The 19,536-nt window shown below is 72.5% G+C and carries 15 protein-coding genes; 11 read left to right on the forward strand and 4 right to left on the reverse strand.

Going from position 1 to position 19,536, the window contains the following annotated elements:
* Positions 1–20 precede the first annotated feature (20 nt).
* Entirely contained in the window at positions 21–449 is a 429-nt protein-coding gene (locus K7C98_RS23025; RefSeq protein WP_224193888.1) for a hypothetical protein, read from the reverse strand.
* A gap of 134 nt (positions 450–583) precedes the next feature.
* Here K7C98_RS23025 and K7C98_RS23030 point away from each other — a divergent pair, with 134 nt between their 5' ends.
* The 4 genes from K7C98_RS23030 to K7C98_RS23045 all read left to right on the forward strand — a co-directional run bounded on the left by K7C98_RS23030 (position 584) and on the right by K7C98_RS23045 (position 5,443).
* Positions 584–2,629: a M3 family metallopeptidase gene (locus tag K7C98_RS23030; RefSeq protein ID WP_224193889.1), complete on the forward strand. Its 2,046-nt coding sequence runs from the start codon at positions 584–586 to the stop codon at positions 2,627–2,629.
* Positions 2,630–2,715: 86 nt separating this feature from the next.
* Positions 2,716–3,480 (forward strand): gamma-glutamyl-gamma-aminobutyrate hydrolase family protein, encoded by a 765-nt coding sequence (locus K7C98_RS23035; RefSeq protein WP_224193890.1) that lies wholly within the window; start codon positions 2,716–2,718, stop codon positions 3,478–3,480.
* Positions 3,481–3,692: 212 nt separating this feature from the next.
* Positions 3,693–4,928 (forward strand): LNS2 domain-containing protein, encoded by a 1,236-nt coding sequence (locus K7C98_RS23040; RefSeq protein ID WP_224193891.1) that lies wholly within the window; start codon positions 3,693–3,695, stop codon positions 4,926–4,928.
* Positions 4,925–5,443, forward strand: a complete 519-nt coding sequence (locus tag K7C98_RS23045) for a hypothetical protein (protein WP_224193892.1) — start codon at positions 4,925–4,927, stop codon at positions 5,441–5,443. Before K7C98_RS23040 ends, K7C98_RS23045 begins: the two co-directional genes overlap by 4 nt.
* 64 nt (positions 5,444–5,507) lie before the next feature.
* Here K7C98_RS23045 and K7C98_RS23050 read toward each other — a convergent pair whose 3' ends face one another.
* Positions 5,508–6,656, reverse strand: a complete 1,149-nt coding sequence (locus K7C98_RS23050) for a mechanosensitive ion channel family protein (protein WP_224193893.1) — start codon at positions 6,654–6,656, stop codon at positions 5,508–5,510.
* A gap of 514 nt (positions 6,657–7,170) precedes the next feature.
* Between K7C98_RS23050 and K7C98_RS23055 the strand changes: the two genes are divergently transcribed.
* The 5 genes from K7C98_RS23055 to K7C98_RS23075 all read left to right on the forward strand — a co-directional run bounded on the left by K7C98_RS23055 (position 7,171) and on the right by K7C98_RS23075 (position 13,663).
* Positions 7,171–8,784 (forward strand): hypothetical protein, encoded by a 1,614-nt coding sequence (locus K7C98_RS23055; protein WP_224193894.1) that lies wholly within the window; start codon positions 7,171–7,173, stop codon positions 8,782–8,784.
* 38 nt (positions 8,785–8,822) lie between these two features.
* The gene (locus K7C98_RS23060) at positions 8,823–10,376 is read left to right on the forward strand and encodes a vWA domain-containing protein (RefSeq protein ID WP_224193895.1); all 1,554 of its coding nucleotides are present in this window, start codon (positions 8,823–8,825) and stop codon (positions 10,374–10,376) included.
* Positions 10,377–10,506: 130 nt separating this feature from the next.
* Positions 10,507–12,459: an NAD(P)/FAD-dependent oxidoreductase gene (locus K7C98_RS23065; protein WP_224193896.1), complete on the forward strand. Its 1,953-nt coding sequence runs from the start codon at positions 10,507–10,509 to the stop codon at positions 12,457–12,459.
* 57 nt (positions 12,460–12,516) lie between these two features.
* Entirely contained in the window at positions 12,517–12,867 is a 351-nt protein-coding gene (locus tag K7C98_RS23070) for a hypothetical protein (protein ID WP_224193897.1), read from the forward strand.
* A gap of 124 nt (positions 12,868–12,991) precedes the next feature.
* Positions 12,992–13,663, forward strand: a complete 672-nt coding sequence (locus K7C98_RS23075; RefSeq protein WP_224193898.1) for a PDZ domain-containing protein — start codon at positions 12,992–12,994, stop codon at positions 13,661–13,663.
* 100 nt (positions 13,664–13,763) lie between these two features.
* On the opposite strand, the gene K7C98_RS23080 is transcribed toward K7C98_RS23075, so the two are convergent.
* On the reverse strand, positions 13,764–15,011 hold the full coding sequence (locus K7C98_RS23080) for a D-alanyl-D-alanine carboxypeptidase family protein (RefSeq protein ID WP_224193899.1): 1,248 nt from the start codon (positions 15,009–15,011) through the stop codon (positions 13,764–13,766).
* Between the two features lie 419 nt (positions 15,012–15,430).
* Between K7C98_RS23080 and K7C98_RS23085 the strand changes: the two genes are divergently transcribed.
* On the forward strand, positions 15,431–16,639 hold the full coding sequence (locus K7C98_RS23085) for an FG-GAP repeat domain-containing protein (RefSeq protein WP_224193900.1): 1,209 nt from the start codon (positions 15,431–15,433) through the stop codon (positions 16,637–16,639).
* Positions 16,640–17,086: 447 nt separating this feature from the next.
* Here K7C98_RS23085 and K7C98_RS23090 read toward each other — a convergent pair whose 3' ends face one another.
* Complete coding sequence (locus K7C98_RS23090; protein WP_224193901.1) at positions 17,087–17,452, reverse strand: hypothetical protein; 366 nt, start codon at positions 17,450–17,452, stop codon at positions 17,087–17,089.
* Positions 17,453–17,576: 124 nt separating this feature from the next.
* Between K7C98_RS23090 and K7C98_RS23095 the strand changes: the two genes are divergently transcribed.
* Entirely contained in the window at positions 17,577–19,466 is a 1,890-nt protein-coding gene (locus K7C98_RS23095; protein ID WP_224193902.1) for an IgGFc-binding protein, read from the forward strand.
* Positions 19,467–19,536 lie beyond the last annotated feature (70 nt).

Genomic DNA, 19,536 nt, shown 5'->3' on the forward strand with positions numbered 1-19,536 from the left:
CGTCGCTCTGACTTCTCGCCTCAGAAGCGCCCCGAGATGAACCCTATCGGCCGCATGACGCGACCCCTGCCGGCCAGCGCCGGGGTGAAGAACGCCAGCACCGTGGTCTGCACGCCGAGCCGCACCTCGGTGCCCGGCACGCGGAGCTGCAGCTTCGGCCGCAGCAGCCCGATCTCTTTACCAGCCGCCGGCGCCGAGTCCAGCCCCAGCGACACGTGCGCCAGCAGCGGGTGCGTCGGCGTCAGCTCGAGCCTCCACACCGGCTTCAGCTCGTAGTCCCAGCCGCGGAACGGCCGGTTGAGATCGATCGAGGGCTCCCACGTCAGGAACTTCTCCTGCTTCAGCACGAACACCCCCGCGAGGTCCCACTCGCGCGGCGGCGCCGTCATCGGCGGCGGCAGCGGCGGCGCCTGCACGAGCCATAGCGCGAGCATCGCAGGTGTGATCACCGCCCCACGTTACGCCGCACCTCGCGCCGCGGCAACTCGCGCACATCGGCGCGACGCTCGCCGCAGCACCACCGCCGCGAGCCCATGGCACATCGTTCGCGGCGGGATCTCCGCACCCGTGCTATCGTCGCCGCGTGACCGCCAACCCGCTCCTGCGCGTGCAGTTCCGCGTCCCCTTCGACCAGATCCGGCCCGAGCACGTCGAGCCGGCCGTCGCCGAGCTCCTCGCCGACGCCCGCGCCGACCTGCAGGCGATCGTCGACACCCCGGGCCCTCGCACCTTCGACAACACGCTCGGCGCGCTCGAGGCCGCCACCGAGCGCCTCGAGTTCGCGATCACGCTCGTCGGCCACCTCGAGAGCGTCGCCACCACCCCCGAGCTGCGCGCCGCCCACAACGCGGTCCAGGGCCCGGTGGCCGAGTTCTTCGCCCAGATCCCGCTCGACGCCGGCCTGTGGCGCGCGCTGCAGGAGTTCGCCCGCACCCCCGAGGCGGCGGCCCTCACCGGTGCCCGGCGGCGCCTGCTCGACCGCACCCTCGACGACTTCCGCCGCCAGGGCGCCGAGCTCGACCCCGCCGGCAAGGCCCGCCTCGCCGAGATCAGCGCCGAGCTGGCCCAGATCACCACCCAGTTCTCCGAACACGTCCTCGACGCCACCAACGCCTACGAGCTCTGGATCACCGACCCCGCCGATCTCGCCGGCCTGCCGCCCTCGGCCGTCGACGCCGCGCGCGCCAGCGCCGAGGCCAAGGGCCGGCCCAACGCCTGGCGCTTCACCCTGCAGCAGCCGAGCTTCGTCCCGTTCGTCACCTACGCCGACAACCCCGAGCTGCGCGAGCAGATCTGGCGCGCCGCCAACATCTGCGCCGACGACGGCCCGCACGACAACCGCGAGCTGCTGCGCCGGATCCTCCTGCTCCGTCGCGAGCAGGCCCAGCTGCTCGGCTTCCGCGACTTCGCCGACTTCGTGCTCAAGCCGCGCATGGCCAAGGACGGCGCCAGCGCCCGCGCCTTCGTCGACGGCCTCGCCGCCCGCACCGCGGCCGCCTTCGCCGCCGAGGCGCGCGACCTCCACGAGTTCCGCAAGCAGCTCGAAGGGCTAGGTGCTTTGGAACCTGCTCCGTGGGACCTGGCCTATTATGCAGAGAAGCAGCGGCGCGCGCTCTACGACTTCGACGACGAGGCGCTGCGCCCGTACTTCCCGGTCGAGTCGGTGCTGAAGGGCCTGTTCGAGCTCGTCGCCGATCTCTACGGCGTGCGCGTCGAGCCGGTCGCCGGCATCGAGACCTGGCACCCCGACGTCCGCACCTTCGCCGTGCGCGACGGCGACGCCCTGCTCGGGGTGTTCTACGCCGACCTGTTCCCGCGCGAGCAGAAGCGCTCGGGCGCGTGGATGAACGCGCTGGTGACCGGCAAGCCCGACGGCCGCGGCGGCTTCGGCCCGCACCTCGGGCTGATCTGCGGCAACCTCACCCCGCCGCTCGGCGACCGGCCGGCGCTGCTGACCCACGACGAGGTCGAGACGATCTTCCACGAGTTCGGCCACCTGCTGCACCACCTGCTCACGCGCGTCGAGCTGCGCAGCCTCGCCGGCACCAACGTCGCCTGGGACTTCGTCGAGCTGCCGTCGCAGATCATGGAGAACTGGTGCTGGGAGCGGCCGGCGCTCGACCGCTTCGCCCGCCACGTCGACACCGGCGCGCCGATCCCCGACGACCTGGTGAAGCGCATGCTCAGCGCCCGCAACTTCCGCGCCGCCTCGGCGATGATGCGCCAGCTCAGCTTCGCCACCGTCGACCTCGAGCTGCACCGCGGCCCGCTGGCGGCCACCTCCGCCGAGCTCCTCGCGCGCGCCCGCGACATCATGGAGCGCTTCAGCCCCGCCCCGCTGCCGCCCGACTACGCCATGGTGTGCCGCTTCGGCCACCTGTTCTCGAGCCCGGTCGCCTACGCCGCCGGCTACTACTCGTACAAGTGGGCCGAGGTCCTCGACGCCGACGCCTTCACCCGCTTCCAGCGCGAGGGCCTGTTCAGCCGCGACGTCGGCCTCGCCTTCCGCCGCGCGATCCTCGAGCGCGGCGACAGCGACGACCCCGCCGTGCTGTTCCGCGCCTTCATGGGCCGCGACCCCGACCCCGAGGCCCTGCTGCGCCGCGCCGGCCTCGCCGACGCCGCCTGACCTCCAGGACCTGCCCCATGCGACCTGTCTGCATCAGCATGTCCTTCAAGACATACGCTGACCGCCCCGCCGCCACGAGCTGACCGATGCGACCTGTCCTTATCGGCATGTCCTGCGGGACATCCTACCCCGACCCCTCGCGCCTGCTGTTCCTCGGCAAGTCGCTCGACTACGGCGAGCAGCGGCTGTCGGCCGCGCTGGCCCGCGCCGGCGCGCTGCCCTTCCTCTTACCTGTCCTTCCGGACACCTCGACGCTGGTCGCGCTGGTGGAGCGGGTCGACGCCCTGGTGCTCAGCGGCGGCAGCGACGTCGCGCCCGGCGTCTACGGCGAGGCGCCGCTGCGCCCCGAGTGGGCCGGCGACCCGGCGCGCGACGCCTACGAGCAGGCGCTGCTGGGCGCCGCGCTGGCCCAGGGCAAGCCGGTCCTCGGGGTCTGCCGCGGGATCCAGCTGCTCAACGCCGCGCTCGGCGGCAGCCTCTACCAGGACATCGGCTACCAGGTCCCCGGCGCGCTGGTCCACCGCGACGCCGCCCGCTACGACGACAACGAGCACACCGTCCGTCTGTGCGTCGAGTCGTGGCTGGCCCCGCTCTACGACGAGCGCGAGATCCTCGTCAACTCCGTCCACCACCAGGCGATCAAGGCCCTCGCCCCCGGCCTGCGCGCCTGCGCCTGGGCCCCCGACGGCATCATCGAGGCTGTCGCCGACGAGCGGCGCGACATCTACGGCGTGCAGTGGCACCCCGAGTGGCTCGACCGCGACAGCCCGCACTTCGCCCGCCGCGCCCCCGGCGACCCCGTCTTCGCGGCCTTCGTCGCCCGCGTCCGCGCCCGCGCCGGCCTCGCGTGAGCCGCGGCGATCGCCCTTCACCCCGGGCGCCGCACCGACGCGAACGCCTCCTCGCCGGCTGCGTCGCGCTTCGGCCTCATGAGAGCCCCGACTGTCCCTCCTCGCGCCTGTCGCCTCCCCGCGCCCGCGGCTCGCGTACGCGCGCGCGGGCCCACGAAGTCCGATCTGCGTCGCCTGGATCTCCGGCGCCCTTTCCGATAGCCTGCGCGATCATGCGCGCGCGGCCTGCGGCTCTGTTCTCGTCCTGCTTCGCTCTCCTCCTCGGCTGCGGCGAGGACACGCGGCCCGGCGGCGACACCGACGGCGCCGCGCAGACCACCATCGACTCCGGCCTCACCCCTGCCGACCCGAGCACCGACGACCCGACCGCCGGCGCCCCGACTTCGACCTCGACCGAAGGGACAGGAACCGCGGGACAGGACTCGACGGGCATGTCCTCCGAGACATCCGACGCCACCGCCACCGATCCTGGCACCACCACCACCGACCCGCCCGAGACCACCGGCGGCCCCGGCTCGGTCCCGGGCGCCCTGTGCGAGCCGGTCCCGAAGTGCGACGCGGCGCCGCCGACGATCCCCGGCCAGGGCGCGCCCGAGAGCGACCTGTCGCGCGGCCGCGACATGTTCTACGTCGAGGGCGAGGATCAGTGGGTGATCGCCAAGTTCACCAAGTGGGGCTTCCCGGCCGACAAGGACATCGAGGGCAGCGCCGTGCACCTGTTCCTCGACCGCGGCTGCGCCGGCGAGTGGGAGGAGCTCGGCATCGCCATCACCACCGCCGAGGGCGAGCACGCGCCGGTGCAGGGCGTCGACGACTCCGGCGGCCGCGTCTACTACAAGATCTCCCAGTCCGACGAGCTGGAGCCGGGGCGGCACCGCGTGCACGGCGTCGTCGAGGAGTACTGGAACACCGTCGACATCATCATCGACGTCGTCCCGGCCGGCGCGCCGATCTTCGTCAGCGACGTCGACGGCACCCTCACCACCAGCGAGAACGAGGAGGCGTGGGACTTCTTGCTCGGCGACATCCCCGAGGCCAACCCGTTCGCGCCCGAGGCGCTGAGCCTGCTCGCGTCCAAGGGCTATCGCCCGATGTACCTCACCGCGCGGCCCGAGTGGCTCGACCGCCGCACGCGCCAGTTCGTGGCCATGCGCGGCTTCCCCGCCGGGATCATCCACACCACGCTCACGTACACCGGCGGCATGGGCGACACCGCCGCGGCCTACAAGTCCGGCGAATTTCAGCTACTCAAGGACAAGGGCCTCGTCCCGACCTGGCTGTTCGGCAACAAGGACAGCGACGCCGAGGCGTTCGAGTCGACCATGATCCCCACCGACCACCGCGTGCTGTTCCAGTTCACCGACGCCGTGTACGGCGCGCGGCGGATCGAGAGCTACCAGGAGCTGCTGGCCGAGTTCGAGGCGTTGCCCGACCTGTGTGACCGATGAAACTCCGCACCCTCATCGCGCTCGGCGCCGTCAGCCTCGGCCTGTTCGGCTACACCCTCTGCCAGCTCTCCGGCCGCGAGGGCGCCCGCGAGCGGCTCGCCCAGGTCGCCGAGGCGAGCAAGAAGCAGCCCGGCGACAGGCCGCCCCCGCTGCCGCGCTCCGAGCTCGACGCCCGCGACGACCGCGACGCCCTCGCGGTCTCGCTGCGCAGCCGCCTCGAGCGCGCGCTCGAGGCGCCCGAGGAGCTGCCCCCGCTGCCCGCCCCCGACGACCGCCGCGGGGCCGAGACCGCCTTCGAGGTCGTCATGAGCAAGATCGAGGGCCTGGCCGACAAGGGCAACCGCCTGTCGAAGCGCGGCCGCAAGCGCCTCTACCGCGCCGCCAACGACGCCTTCGCCGCCCTCTCCGATCACCTCGACGCCCGGAACCCGCAGGACCTCGCCGCCCTCGAGGAGGCCCACGTGCGCCTCAAGGTCATGCTGCGCGAGATCGACGCCCAGCCGCCGGGCTCGTGAGCTGCCCGTTCGGGCATGTCCCTCACGACATGCCCCAGCGGCCCTGTCCGTGAGCGCATGTTCCTCAGCGCATGTGCGACGGCCCGGGCACCAGCGCCGCCTGCAGCGCCGTCGCCAGCGGCCCGCCGACGTGCACCACGTGGCTCGAGTACGCCAGCCCGATCCCCGCCGCCCGCAGCGCGCGCAGGATGTGCGAGTTGGTCACGTCGGTCCCCTGGGTCCGCCGGCTCGGGTCGGCCAGGTAGACCACCAGCGCGAAGCGCAGCCCCGCCTCGGTGGGCCCGCGGAACTGCAGCTCCGCCGGCAGGTCGGCGCGCAGCTCCGGCAGCGCCGCGGCCCCGGGCAGCACCGCCGCGCGGACCTCCTCCGGCGTGCGGCCGTACTCGACCGCGAACTCGCAGGCGAGCCGGATCGCCTGGTGCGGCCCCGCGGACTCGTTGATGATCCGCTGGGCCCCGAGCTGCGCGTTGGGCAGGTTCACCTCGACCCCGTCGTTGGTGAGGATCCGCGTCGAGCGCCAGCCGATGTCGGTGACCCGCCCGCGCATCTGCCCGTCGACCTGGACGTAGTCGCCGATCCGCAGCGGCGCGTCGCCGACCAGGAACACCGCGGAGATCAGGTTGCCGAGCGAGTCCTGGGCCGCGAACCCGAGCACCGCCCCGGCCACCCCGGCCGAGATCTGCCACGCGCGCACATCGAGCCCCCACAGCACCATCACCAGGTACAGGCCGGCCAGCAGCACCACGATGCGCACGAAGAAGTGGATCAGCCCCGCCGCGCGCCCGCGCACGAACACCAGCTCCGGCTGACCGCTGCTCGCGCGCCGCAGCAGCGCCACCAGCACCTCGTCGACCGCGCGCACCAGCGCCGTCGCCCACACCACCACCACGATCGTCCCCAGCGTCGCGTCGAACGTCGCCTGCTCGGCCGCGGCCAGCTGCAGGCGGTCGCCGGCCCACTCGAGCGCCACGATCACCGCCGTCAGCCACACCGGCCGGCGCATCAGCGCCAGCAGCTGCTGGTCGAGGTCGCGGTGCGTCTGCGCGGCCGCCCGCGCCAGCGCCCCCGCGAGCGCCGTGCTGATCGCGTAGCCGACCACCAGCGCCAGGATCAGCCCGCCCGCCGCCTGGAACTCCGGGCTCAGGAGCAGCTGGTTCAGGTCGAGCTCGCCCACGCGCCCGGCGAGGATGACCGGCCCGCGCCAGGCCGTCAACGGCGCCCACCCGGCGATTCACATGTCCTCCGGGCCAGGTGCGAGCGCCGGCACGACGAAGCCGCCGAAGCGCTTCCGCGGCGCCGCGGCGGCGGACCTTCGAGCGCCAGCGGTCGAGGAACAGCCCGGCCTCGATCGTCGTCTTCCCCTCCACGAAACACCTCCCCGGACCACGCTGTCGCGGCCCTGCGGCCGGACTCCGCGGAGTCGCCCACGACCCGTCGCAGCCCGGCTCGCCGATGCTCGACTCGACAGCACCTGCGCGGCCGCGCCCGCCGACGATTTCTCGCCTCCCTCGCAATTTTTCCGCCGCCTGCGGCGACTCCACGCCTGGACGGTGACGCCCATCATGCCCCGGACTGCGACGAACCCTTCGACCGACGCGCCCCCTGACATGGGTGTCGTGGTGGCCGCTGCGGCGTGCGGTTCGGGGCCCCCTCGACCCGGCCCCGGGAGCGCCCTATTCTCGGGGCGCCGGCCCGTGGCCGGCCGTTTGCATAGGAATCACGCCGCCATGACACGACGCTGGCTCGACGCTGTGTACACCTCACACCCCGAGCTGCGCCCCGCTCGCGCGCTGCTCTCGCCGACCTGGCTCGGCGCACTCGCCGTCCTCGGCCTCAACGACCACGTGCTCAAGGGCGCGGGCGTGTTGCCGGGCGACCTCACCGGCAAGCTCAGCGACTTCGCCGGCATGGTCGTCGCGCCCGCGCTGCTCGCCGTCCTCCTCGGCGTCAAGAGCCGCCGCGGCCTGCTCCACTGTCACATCGCCGTCGGCCTCGTCTTCGCGCTCATCAACCTCTCGCCCGCCTGCGCCGACGCCTGGAGCTGGCTCATGGGCCTCGTCGGCTTCCCGTGGACGATCACCGTCGACCCGACCGACCTGCTGGCCCTCCCCTTCCTCGCGCTCGGCTGGCGCGCCCTCGTCCCGGCCATGCGGCCCGCCGCGCGATCTGTCTCTTCGGCCAGCCTCTCGCGCTGGCCCACGCGCCCCGAGTTCGGGGCCGCCGCGCTCGGCTCGCTGCTGTGCGTCGCCACCAGCGACACCGACGACGGCGGCGACTGGGGCGACACCGACAACGTCTTCTACGAAGACTTCCAGGGCGACGTGTACCTGCACAACGCCGGCGCCGACCGCGACGTCGTCGTCCGCGTCCGCGACCTCCGCGACGACGTCGAGATCGACTGCTTCAACGTCCAGGACGAGCCCGGCGTGCTGTTCTCCGAGGCCCTGTTCGGCGAGGGCCGGACCTGGTCGATCCCCCCCGGCGCCAACGTCCCCGCGCGCGGCGACATCGACCTCACCGTCCGCGACTGCTACGCCGTCCTCCTCACCAGCGACACCATCGAGCCGACCGTCCTGTTCTGGGACGTCAACGACGTCCCGCTCGGATGGGTCCCCGGCCAGCACGCGGAGGGCGAGGGCCGCCTTCCCGGCGCCGTCGAGCTCACCGCCGACGAGGACGGCCGCGCCGCGATCGTCGGTTCGACGCGTGACCTCGTCTACCCGCAGCGGCCGCCGCCGAACGACGCCTACCTGCCCGGCTCCGACGCCGCGCGCGTCGCGTGGAGCAACCCGCCCACCGGCGTCCACCGCATCGACGGGCTCGAGATCGGCAGCGACGGCTGCGCCGCCTTCGACCTCGACGACGGCCTCGTCCCGCGCTTCTACTTCTGCACCCCGCTGACCGAGCTCCCGTTCGAGGTCGGCCAGTACCTCTCGGTCGAGGACCAGGGCGACATCATCATCCTCGAGCGCGCCGTCGACCCGCAAGATCCGGCCCCGGTCGGCGACATCCGCGTCGCCGCCTCGCGCGGCAACACCCTGCCCGTCGTCAGCGACACCGTCCTCGCCGCCAAGCCGGTGTTCGAGGGCAGCATCGGCCCCGACCCCGTGTGCGGCACCGTCGCTCAGCCGCAGGAGTTCCGCGTCGACTTCGGCGGCGAGTTCGTCCGCGTCCGCGCCGGCGAGTCGGTCGAGCTCGACGACGGCGACCACCACCTCACGATCTACGGCGTCCACGCCGAGCGGCGCGTCATCCTCGCCGCCGAGTGCGCCGAGGGCCCCGACACGCTCGGCGACGACCTCGAGCTCGCCTACGTGTGGACCGACTCGCAGCAGCCCTGACCCGACTTATCTGCACCCAAGAACAGGACCTTGAAGCCATGTCACGCCTCGACCTCCGCCTCGGTCTCGCCCTCTCCATGGCCCTCCTCGCGCCCGCCTGCGGCGACGACGGGGGCTCCGCCGCCGCCGCCGACAGCGGCGGCGAGAACGGCGGCAGCCTCGGCGCCGGCCAGGGCGGCGCGCAGGACTTCGGCCAGTTCAAGCAGATCCTCGAGGAGGGCCGGATCCCCGGCCCCGAGACCCTCGACGACGTCGGCTTCTTCAACGAGCACAAGATCGACCTGCCCCCCGCCACCTGCGCCGGCGACGTCTGCCTCCACGGCCTCTACGGCGAGATGGGCAACATGATCTCCGGCACCAACTGCATCACCGTCCTCGTCGGCCTCAACACCGCCATCGACGTCAAGCAGCTCGAGCGCCCGCCGCTCAACCTCGCCCTCGTCATCGACAGCAGCGGCTCCATGGAGGGCGAGCCGATGCAGTACGTCCGCGAGGGCCTGCTGCGCATGCTCGACGCCCTCGACCCGGCCGACCGGATCACCCTCGTCGACTTCGACACCACCGCGCGGGTCATGACCGAGTACGTCACCGGCAGCGACCCCGCGCTGATCGAGGCCATCGGCGAGCTCGCGGCCAGCGGCGGCACCAACATCTACGACGGCCTGCGCACCGGCTTCGAGCTCATGGCCGCCCACGCCGACCCCGGGCGGCAGAACCGCGTCGTCTTCCTGTCCGACGGCGTGGCCACCGAGGGCATCACCAACGACGCCAAGATCCTCGCCATGGCCCAGGGCTACAGCGAGCAGGGCTACGGCCTCACCACCATCGGCGTCGGCGCCGACTTCGACGTCTCGCTGATGCGCACCCTGTCCGAGCAGGGCAGCGGCGCCTTCTACTTCCTCGAGGATCCCGCCGCCGTGCAGGAGGTCTTCGTCGAGGAGGTCACCGCCTTCCTCGTCCCGCTCGCCGAGGACGTCACGATCACCGCCGACATCGTCGACAACTACAGCCTCCGCGCCATCCGCGGCACCAAGCTCTCGACCGTCGAGGGCAACCACGGCGCCATCGAGATCCCCAACCTCCAGCTCGCCCACCGCGAGACCGTCGACGACCACGAGGACGGCCGCCGCGGCGGCGGCGGAGCCATCCTCCTCGAGCTCCTCCCGCGCAACGGCCAGCCGCGCGTCGCCGACGTCGGCGAGCTCAAGCTGCGCTACCGCCACCCCGTCGACAAGCAGTACGTCGAGGAGGTCGCGGCCATCAAGACCACCGTCGACCCCGGCGAGATCGACCTCGAGAAGGGCGTGTTCGACAACTCCAGCAGCGAGAAGGGGTTCGTCATGCTCAACATCTACGTCGGCTTCGACATGGCCGCCACCCGCGCCGCGCAGGGCGACCTGGCCGGCGCGCTCAACATCCTCGACGGCCTCGAGGCGGCCGTCGACGGCTGGCTCGCCGACAATCCGGACTTCGACATCGAGGATGACCTCAAGTACATCCGCATGTTCATGGACAACCTCGTCGCCGCCGGCGCCGACGCCGATCCCGACGTCCCGCTGCCCGCCCCCGAGCCGTGGCCCGACGGCGATTGAGCGCGACCTGTCCCCGGGGCCATGTGCACGCGACCCCGTGAAGGCCGAGCTCGCCGCGAAGGCGCACAATCGCCCGCTCTGCGGGCGCTCGCGCCCGACGTGACACCTGGCCCGCGATCCGGCGACACTCATGGCCGCCGCGCCCATGGTCCCCGCCGATCGCCACCGTCTGACCAACCTCTCTCTCGGGCGCAAGCTGCTGGCCTCGGCCGCGCTCCTCCTCGGCCTCGGTCTGTTCTTCGGCGGCTGGATCGCCAGCGTCGAGCTGACGCGCTGGGACGCCTCCGCGACGGCGCTGTTTCAGTGGGGCGAGCGGCTCGAGATCTTGCGGCTGCGTCGCCCCCAGGTCTTCTGGACCCTGTTCATCGGCCACGCCGCCTCGCTCGCGCTGGTCGGCGTCGTCTCGGGCGTCCTCCTGCGCCGGGTCGCGCTGGCCCGCGGCGCTCGCAAGGCGCTGATCGGCGGCCTCGTGCTCCTCGGCGTCCTCGACCTCGCCTGCTGGGCGCTGCTGCGTCACTGGGGCACCGCCCACACGCTCCTCGGCGGAGCGATCGTCCTCGAGGCGGCCCTCCTGCTCTACGTCGCCCTGCACCCGCTGCGCGACATGTGGATCTTCCGCCGCTGGAAGGGCACCGGCGGCCCGCCGATCCGCGTCGCCATCGTCGGCGGCGGCTTCGCCGGCCTCTACACCGCCCTGCACCTCGACCGCCGGCTCGGCTACCACCGCGATCTGCAGATCACCGTCATCGATCGCCGCAACTACTTCCTGTTCCCGCCGCTCCTGCCGAGCGTCGCCGCCGGCTCGATCGAGACCCGCCAGGTCACCTATCCCTTCCGCCGGATCTTCGAGGCCGCCAACGTCGCCTTCAAGAAGGAGAACGTCGACCGCATCGACCTCAACACCAGGACGATCCGCGCCCGCGTCGACGTCGACGACGACCCCGTCACCGGCGAGGCGCAGGTCATCTGGTGCGAGACCCAGTACGACATCCTCGTCCTCGCGCCCGGCTCCGACACCAACACGTTCAACACGCCGGGCGTCAAGGAGCACGCCTTCTTCATGCGCGAGCTCGGCGACGCGATCGCCGTCCGCAACCACATCATCGACAACTTCGAGCGAGCCGCGCGCGAGACGGACGTCGATCGCCGGCGCGAGCAGCTGACCTTCGTCGTCGTCGGCGCCGGCCCGACCGGCGTCGAGCTCGCGGCCGAGGTCCGCGACCTCATCGACCACATCCTGATGAGCCGGTACCCCGAGCTCGACCCCGCCGAGGTCACGGTGTACATCATCCAGTCGGGCGAGCAGATCCTGCCCGGCTGGCACGAGACGGTGGTCGGCAGCGCCAGCGATCGCCTGCGCAAGTTGAAGGTCGAGCTGCGGCTGGGCCGTCGCGTCGTCCACGTCACTCCGTTCGCGGTGACCCTCGACGACGGCACCAAGATCGCCACGCGCACCTGTGTGTGGTGCGCCGGCGTCAAGCCCTCGCCGCTGCTGAGCGCCTGCGGCCTGCCGCTGCACCGCTCGGGTCGCGTCGAGATCGGCGACGACCTGCGCGTCAAGGGCCGCGACGACGTGTTCGTGCTCGGCGACGCCGCCTTCCTCTTGCATGACGGCGCCCCGCTGCCGCCGCTCGGCCAGGTCGCCTTCCAGCAGGGCCAGCACGCCGCCGAGAACATCGACCGGCTGATCCGCAAGCAGCCGACCCGGCCGTTCAAGTACTTCAACTTCGGCGCGCTCGTCTCGGTCGGCGACAAGTTCGCCGCCATCGACCTGTTCGGCGTGCGCATGTCGGGCTTCATCGCCTGGTGGGTGTGGCGCACCCTCTACCTGGCCAAGCTGGTCGGCTTCGGCAACAAGGTCCGCGTCGTCCTCGACTGGACCCTCGACCTCATCGTCGAGCGATCGATCTCCCAGATCGCCGCCGACCGGCAGGACTTCTCCGGCAACAAGTTCGCCGAGAACACCCCGCTCGCCGCGCGCCCGCGCCCGCAAGAGCCCGCGCCTGACGGAATGTCAGCGCCCGCGCCGCAGGACGTGCCAAAGCAACACGCCCCCGCCCGCCAGCACGCGCCCACGGCCTGATCTGGCCGCCTCCACGCGCGAGGAGCTGTTGGCATCGCCCTTGCTCAGGGGTGAGGCATGGTCCTCGCGCGCTCGGTCCTCGCCTTCACGCTCGTCGCCTCCGCCTGCTCCGTCGCCCACGCGGCCAGGCCCCCCAGGCCCGCGAAGCCGGTCGCCCGCCCCCTCGCAGGACCGACGACCCCGAGCCCCGAGCGCATCGTCGCCGTGCGGCTCCCCGTCCGCCACAGCGACGTGCACTCGCTCGCAGGTGTCCTGAAGGACATCCTCGACGTCGAGCCCGACCGCGGTGACGTGCGCGCGATCCTCCCGGACGGGCGCGAGGCCTCGCTGATCGTGTTCGCCACCCCCGAGGGCCACGCCAGCGTCCGCCGCGTGCTCACCCGCCTGCTCGGGCCGCCCGCCTCCTGACCGACGCCCCACCCCGCCCCTCACACTCCATCCACGGATGCCGCCGGTCGCGCTCGCGGCCCCCCGCGTGCGCGCCGGCTCACCCCTCCCTCGCCTCTTGACCCGACCCAAAGGACATGTCCCCATGCGCAGCTTCCTCCGCACCCTCGCCTTCCCGATCGCCTGCGCCTTCACGGGCGCGGCCGCGGCCCTCTTCGTCGTCGCGGTGAACACGGACCCGCGACCGCCGGCCTGCCCCGACGCGCCGACGATCCACATCCAGCACGAGATGACCCCGCTCGCGCCGCCGGCTCCGGTGCCGGTCGTCGCGCCCGTCGCGTTCGCCCCGGCCTTGCCCGTCATGGTCAACGTCGCTCCGCCGCCGCGCCGGCACGCCGAGGCGGCCGAGCTGACCATCCCCGAGGGGGCGGTGCGCTGCACCGAGGACAACCATTGCGTCGTCGACCGCGGCCTCTACCAGCTCCTGCGCGACAACCCGTCGCTGTTCAGCCACCAGGCCCGGATCCTGCCCTCGCTCAAGGACGGCCAGCTGCGCGGCCTCAAGTTCTACGCCATCCGGCCCGGCAGCCTGCCGCGCCAGCTCGGCCTCAAGAACGGCGACCTGCTGACCGCGATCAACGGCGTCCCGGTCACCAGCAGCCAGGGCGTCGCCACCGCCGATGCGCTCATGCAGCTGCTCCACGACCGCGAGCACCCGGTGTTCAGCCTCGCCATCGAGCGCAAGGGCGAGCCCGTGCGGATCACCGTCGACGTCGGGTGGCAGCAAGAGAACGCGGCCCAGGCTCAGGCCCGCTGATCCGCCCGGAGGAGCACGGCAGCGTCGCATGTCCCCGAGAACATGCCTCTAAAAGCATGTTCTCGAGGGCATGTCCTTCTCGACATGCCCTCGCAAACACCTAGCGCTTGCGTCGGCGCCGGGCCAGCAGCCCGAGCGCCACCAGCCCCCACGCCGAGCCGGGCGCCGAACCGCGGCAGCCGCAGCCCTCGTCCTCTGCCGCGCCCGCGCTGCCGCCCGCGCTCACCGTCTCGCCGTCGCTCGACGGTTCGCCCGCGCCGGTCGTCGCCGCGCCGGTCGTCGGCTCCTCGTCGCCCGTCGTCCCGCTGTCACCCTCGCCCTCGCTCTCGCCGTCGGTCCCGGTCGGCCCGGGGGGCGGCGGCAGCGGCGGGGGCGGCGGGTCGAACGGCGGCGCCGGGTCCACGACCAGCACACGGACCTCGAGCTGGTCGTCGGGCGGGCCGCCGCCGAGCGGCTTGTCGGCGAACCACGTCGTCCCCTCCTGCACCAGCGAGAAGGTCTGGAACACCTCGCCCGGCGCCTCCCCGCACAGGCGGAACTCGAACCGACCGACCGCGCCGGGCGCGACGTCGCCGGCGGTCGCGATCCGCGTCGGCGACAGCCACGTGGCAGGGTCGTGCAGCGGCGACGGCTGGTCGCGCGGCGTCGGGGCCAGCCGCGTGTCGCCGTTCCACGCCGCGTCGCCGGTGTTGCGCAGATCGATCCACGCGTCGATGCACTCGCCGGTCAGCAGCAGCACCGGCGGCTGCGAGGCCAGCGGGAACGACTGGCTCACGTACTCCGCGCGGTAGTCCGGCGTGCCGCACGGCCCGTTCGTCGCCGGCCCGCCGCCCCACCACTCCCAGTGCCAGTCCTCGCTCGGCACCGTCGCCTCGAACCCGAACTCGTCGCCGTGCGCCTCGAGCCAGTTCAGGACCCCCGCGGCCGCGGTGTTGAGGTCGAGCGCGTGCCCGCTCTGGTGATTGCTGTAACCTGGCTTGGCGGCCAGGTTACAATTGTTGCAGTTGCAGTTGATGTAGCAGCCGTACAGGTACTCCTGCTCCGCCATGGTGCGGAAGCCGCTGACGACCTTGATGCTGACGCCGTCGGCGGCCGCGGCCTGCTGCATCGCGTAGTACGCGTTCGCGGTCTCGACCTCGACCGGCTTGCCGTCGACGGTCACGACCGTGATCGTGAACGAGCTGCCCTGGACGTAGCCGACGTCCTCGTGCTCATTGCAGTCGATCGCGTACGTCGGCGACGGCGTGCCGTCGAAGTAGACCGGATCGTCGGGCTCCGCCTCGTGCTCGTGCGGGCCGGCCCACGCCGGGCCCGCGAACGCGAAGGCACAGAGCGCGACGACAACCATCCGTGGTGTTTCGTGCATATTCGCCCTTTCATCTCGCAATTAGCCCCGCTCACGCGCCCGCGCAAGCCCCGGCCGATCCCCAGCCTGGCACGAGCGCGCTGTCGGGGGCTAGCGACGGACACACCCGACGTCGCAGCCGCGTCCCCGCGTTCGCAGCCTGCATGTGCACGCCGCAAAGGCAGCACTACCACTCGCAGGACCCGCGCGGTGCCGCGCACACTCCACCTGGAAACCAGTCATGGCGAGGCGCCGCAGCTCATGGGATCACTGCTCCTGGCATGGAGGTGATGGTTGCAGCGCCGCCGAGCCACGCGTCCGGCGAAGGGGCTTCACGGACCCGGGAGCGAGGAAGGGCCGAGCGCCCCCGTCGCGGCCCGGACCGCGTAAGCGTGCCCGCGGGGCCGGCGTTTCGCAGGCCGATGTCCGCCCCACGCCCGGTGCCTCGCGTCCTCGGCCTCGCACTCCTCTTCGGTTTCGGTGGCCTCGTCGCCTGCGCGCCGACGATCCGGACCCCGCTCAAGCAGGCCCTTCCGTCGGTCACCGGGGACAACGCTGTCGCCGCGGGCCCCTGCCTCGGCGAACCCGCGCGCCTCGACCTCGGCGGACCGGCCGTCGGCGGCGCGCTGGCGGACCTCGACGGCAACGGCGTCGCCGACCTCGCCGTCGCCGTCACCGGCCCCGGCGGCGGTTCGGCGGTGTTCTTCCTCCACGACGGCCAGGGCGGCCTGAAGCAGTCGATGCGCGTACCGATCCCGCAGACGCCCACGGCGATCGCGGCCGGTGACTTCAACGCCGACGGCCTCGACGACCTCGTGATCGCCGCCGACGATCCGCCCGCGCTGCACGTCCTGCTGGCCCGCGGCCGCGGCGAGTTCATCGCCGGCGCGACGCCCCTGCGCGCCACACCGTCGGCCCTGTGGGTGGCGAAGCTCGACCGCAACGACAGCCTCGACCTGCTCGCGCTCGAAGCCGGCGGCAAGGCGGTCCGCTCGCTCCTCGGCGACGGCCGCGGCGAGCTGACCGAGGGCAAGCGCCGCGGCCTGCCGGCCACCACGCTGCCGGCCGCGCTGACCCTCGTCGACGCCGACCGCGACGGGGTCCTCGACCTGGCTGTCCTCGGGGACAGCCGCCGCGAGGCCGCGGTGCAATTCATCCGCGGCGACGGACGTGGCGCATTCGACAAGGTCGTGCAGAAGCGCGTGGTCGGCAGCGGCGCGCGGGCCCTGCTCGGCGCGCAGGTGGCCGGCGACGAGGGCCACGACCTGGTCGCCCTCGTCGACGGCGCCGGCCCCGGCTCCGGCTCCCCGGTCGCCGCGGTGCTCGTCAACCACGCGCCGCTCGAGTACTCCGCCGTCGGCTACTTCGTCCCCGGCCCGCTCGGCGACGCCACCGTCGCCGACCTCGACCTCGACGGCGACCTCGACCTCGTCACCGCCGCGGCCGACGGCGGCGCCGTCCACGTCGTCCCCGGCGACGGCCGCGGCGGCTTCGGCCCGGCCCAGTCGCGCCGCGCCGCCGGCCTCGGCGCCTCCGTCGTGGTGCTCCCCGGCAGCCGCCCGACGGTGCTGAGCTTCGGCTCGACGTCGCAGCAGCTCCACGCCTTCGGCCTCGCCCGCTGCGGCGGATGAACTCATTGGACATGCTCATAAGGACATGTTCATGAGGCCAGGACTTTACTAACATGCCCTTACGGTCATGTCACGAAGCGCAGCCCTTCGCGCATCCGGCGTGCCCGGCTCGTCGGTCACCGTGTAGAGCGGCACCGTCGCCCACGATGGTTAGGCCGATCGCCGTGTCGGCATCCGCGCAGTCGGCCTCGGTCACCGACTCGATCACGTACGGCGGGCCCGACGGACCGATCGCGTCGAGGACATCGTCACGAAGCCCCACGCGAGCCGCAGATCCGCGCGCGCACATCCGGCCGCAGCCAGCGGGGGGAACAGGTCGAGTTCGTGGTGCGGGCGCTGGCCCTCGACGCTGCCGTCGCCGGTCGCCACGTCTCGCGCGAACGCCGGTGACGCCGCGGCCGGCGCACCATGGTGGTCTGCAGGCCGCGCACGCCGACAACGGATGCATCACCGCCAGCCGCCGGGCCGACGAGCTCGCTCCGGTGCGGCACGCGCTCGCCCGTCTCGACATCGAGCAGCACCGTCTTCGCGCCCTCGTCCGCGAATTCGGCGAGCCGACGGCGGCGAAGGAGCGCAGCAGCGCCCCCATGCTTCCTTCTCGTCGAGGTACGCCGGGTCGATCTCGACCACGTCCTCGACCTCGGCCATCGACGCGACAGCGAGCACGACCATGTCCGCGCCGATCACCGGTCGGAAGAGCACCGACACCTCGACGACGACGAGCGACGAGCCGACCACGCGTGCGACCCGATCGATCCCGCGCCGTGCATCCTGCCGTACCCGTCGCGGTTCGACATGCGCGCGGGCGAACACGCGAGCACGAGGGACGCGACGATCGCATCCGACGGGTCATATCGCGCCGCCGCACCCCGGCATCGGTTTTCGCGCGTGGTCGCGTGATCGCCACCAGATCCTCCGCGGCGATACAGTTTCTGCGATGCGGTTCGGGCGGCTGGTGGCGGAACTGGCGGGCGGCGGCGTGGCGATCCTCGCGGCGCTCTCGTGCGGCGACGACTCTTCGCCGGCGATCACGGATCCGGACGCGAGCGCGACCGAGGTGATGGGCTCGACGTCGTCACCGGCGCAGACCACGACGGCGACCGACGAGCCGACGCCCACCACCAGCGACGCGCCCACCGACGGCGGGCCGGACAGCTCGATCGGACAGATGACCACCGAGACGGGCACCACCGTGGACACGCTCGAGCCCACGAGCACCACCGGCGCCGTCCCCACGTGTCCCGCAGGCGAGCTGGCGTGCGACGGCGACGTCGCGCTCCAGTGCGACGACGAGGGCAACATCGTCGAGACGACCCAGTGCCCCTCGGTGTGCGTACCGACCCTCGGCTGCGTCCTCTGCGTGCCCGGCACCGACGTGTGCGACGGCCCGGTCTCGAAGCACTGCCGCCCCGACGGCCTCGGCCACGACGACAGGCTGTGCGACCCGCTGCAGGGCCTGGTGTGCGCGCCCGACACCGGCCGCTGCGTCGGCGCTTGTGCCAGCGACGAGCTCGACGCCAGCTACATCGGCTGCGACTATTACCCGACCGTCACGCCCAACATCGTCGAGCCGACCTTCAGCTTCGCCGTCGCCGTCTCGAACACCACCGAAGAGCCGGCGGAGGTGACGATCACCCGCGACGACGTCGTGGTCGACAGCTTCGAGGTCGGCCCCGGCGACGTCGAGGTCGCGCCGCTGCCGTGGATCGCCGCGCTCAAGGGCCCCAGCGCCAGCGCGATCGTCCAGAGCGGCGCCTACCGCCTGCGCTCCACCCGGCCGGTCTCGGTCTACCAGTACAGCCCGATCGACTACGAAAAGGACGGCGAGTTCTCCCACTCGAACGACGCCAGCCTGCTGCTGCCGACCAACGTGTGGGGCACCGAGACGCGGGTGATCGCCCGCAACACCTTCGGCGCGCTGCCCGGCGCGTACGCGGTGGTGGCCCGCGTCGACGGCACGGTGGTCGAGGTCACCCCGTCGCAGACCGGCAAGCCCGTGCTCCCCGGCGGGGGCGTGGCGGCCGACGGCCACGGCTCGGCGCTGCTCAACGCCGGAGATGTCCTTTTGGTCATCTCGGGCGTGGCCGGCGGCACCCCCGACCAGGCCGACCTCACCGGCACGCTCGTCAGCGCGTCCGCCCCGGTGCAGGTGATCGGCGCCCACGCCTGCAGCAACGTCCCGTACAACAAGCAGGCCTGCGACCACCTCCAGGAGAGCAACCTGCCGCTGCAGAACCTGGCCACCGGCTACTGGTCGACCGCGCCGCTGGTCAAGGCGCCCAAGCAGGCGCCCGTCCGGAAGGCGCGGATGGTCCGGATCGTCGCCACCGCGGCGGCCACCAGCATCACCTACAATCCCCCGCAGCCCGGCGCTCCGACCATGCTCGCCAAGCCGGGCGACTACGCCGAGTTCACGACCGACAAGGACTTCTGGATCTCCGCGAGCTCGCGGATCGCCGTCGCCGAGTACATGCTCGGCCAGGCCGCCGGCGGCGACACCGGCGACCCCGCCATGACGATCGCCGTGCCGCCCGAGCTGTTCCGCTCGGTCTACGCCATCCACGCGCCCACCAACTACGAGAGCAACTTCGTCAACCTGGTCGCCCCCACCGGCGCGCCGGTCAAGCTCGACGGCAAGCCGGTCGTGCCGGGCAGCTGGAGCTCGATCGGCCAGACCGGCTGGTCGGTGGCCCGCCTGATGCTCGAGCACACCGACGACGGCGACCACCTGCTGAGCTGCACCAAGCCGTTCGGCGTGCAGGTCTACGGCTACGGGCAATACACCAGCTACTGGTACCCGGGCGGCCTCGACCTCGCGCCGCTGTGAGCGTCGCCGGCTGTCCCGGACGACATGCCCCCCGCGCCATGCTCCCTCGGGCATGTCTTGTACGACATGC

The sequence above is a fragment of the Nannocystis pusilla genome (genome assembly GCF_020073745.1).
GTDB classification, from domain to species: Bacteria; Myxococcota_A; Polyangia; order Nannocystales; family Nannocystaceae; genus Nannocystis; species Nannocystis radixulma.

Excerpts from the sequence above, each read along its gene's own strand:
- K7C98_RS23040 (WP_224193891.1), top strand. The coding sequence starts at position 3,693 with ATGCGCGCGCGGCCTGCGGCTCTGTTCTCGTCCTGCTTCGCTCTCCTC.
- K7C98_RS23035 (WP_224193890.1), top strand. The coding sequence starts at position 2,716 with ATGCGACCTGTCCTTATCGGCATGTCCTGCGGGACATCCTACCCCGAC.
- K7C98_RS23045 (WP_224193892.1), top strand. The coding sequence starts at position 4,925 with ATGAAACTCCGCACCCTCATCGCGCTCGGCGCCGTCAGCCTCGGCCTG.
- K7C98_RS23075 (WP_224193898.1), top strand. The coding sequence starts at position 12,992 with ATGCGCAGCTTCCTCCGCACCCTCGCCTTCCCGATCGCCTGCGCCTTC.
- K7C98_RS23095 (WP_224193902.1), top strand. The coding sequence starts at position 17,577 with ATGCGGTTCGGGCGGCTGGTGGCGGAACTGGCGGGCGGCGGCGTGGCG.
- K7C98_RS23085 (WP_224193900.1), top strand. The coding sequence starts at position 15,431 with ATGTCCGCCCCACGCCCGGTGCCTCGCGTCCTCGGCCTCGCACTCCTC.
- K7C98_RS23080 (WP_224193899.1), bottom strand. The coding sequence starts at position 15,011 with ATGGTTGTCGTCGCGCTCTGTGCCTTCGCGTTCGCGGGCCCGGCGTGG.
- K7C98_RS23070 (WP_224193897.1), top strand. The coding sequence starts at position 12,517 with ATGGTCCTCGCGCGCTCGGTCCTCGCCTTCACGCTCGTCGCCTCCGCC.
- K7C98_RS23065 (WP_224193896.1), top strand. The coding sequence starts at position 10,507 with ATGGCCGCCGCGCCCATGGTCCCCGCCGATCGCCACCGTCTGACCAAC.
- K7C98_RS23055 (WP_224193894.1), top strand. The coding sequence starts at position 7,171 with ATGACACGACGCTGGCTCGACGCTGTGTACACCTCACACCCCGAGCTG.
- K7C98_RS23060 (WP_224193895.1), top strand. The coding sequence starts at position 8,823 with ATGTCACGCCTCGACCTCCGCCTCGGTCTCGCCCTCTCCATGGCCCTC.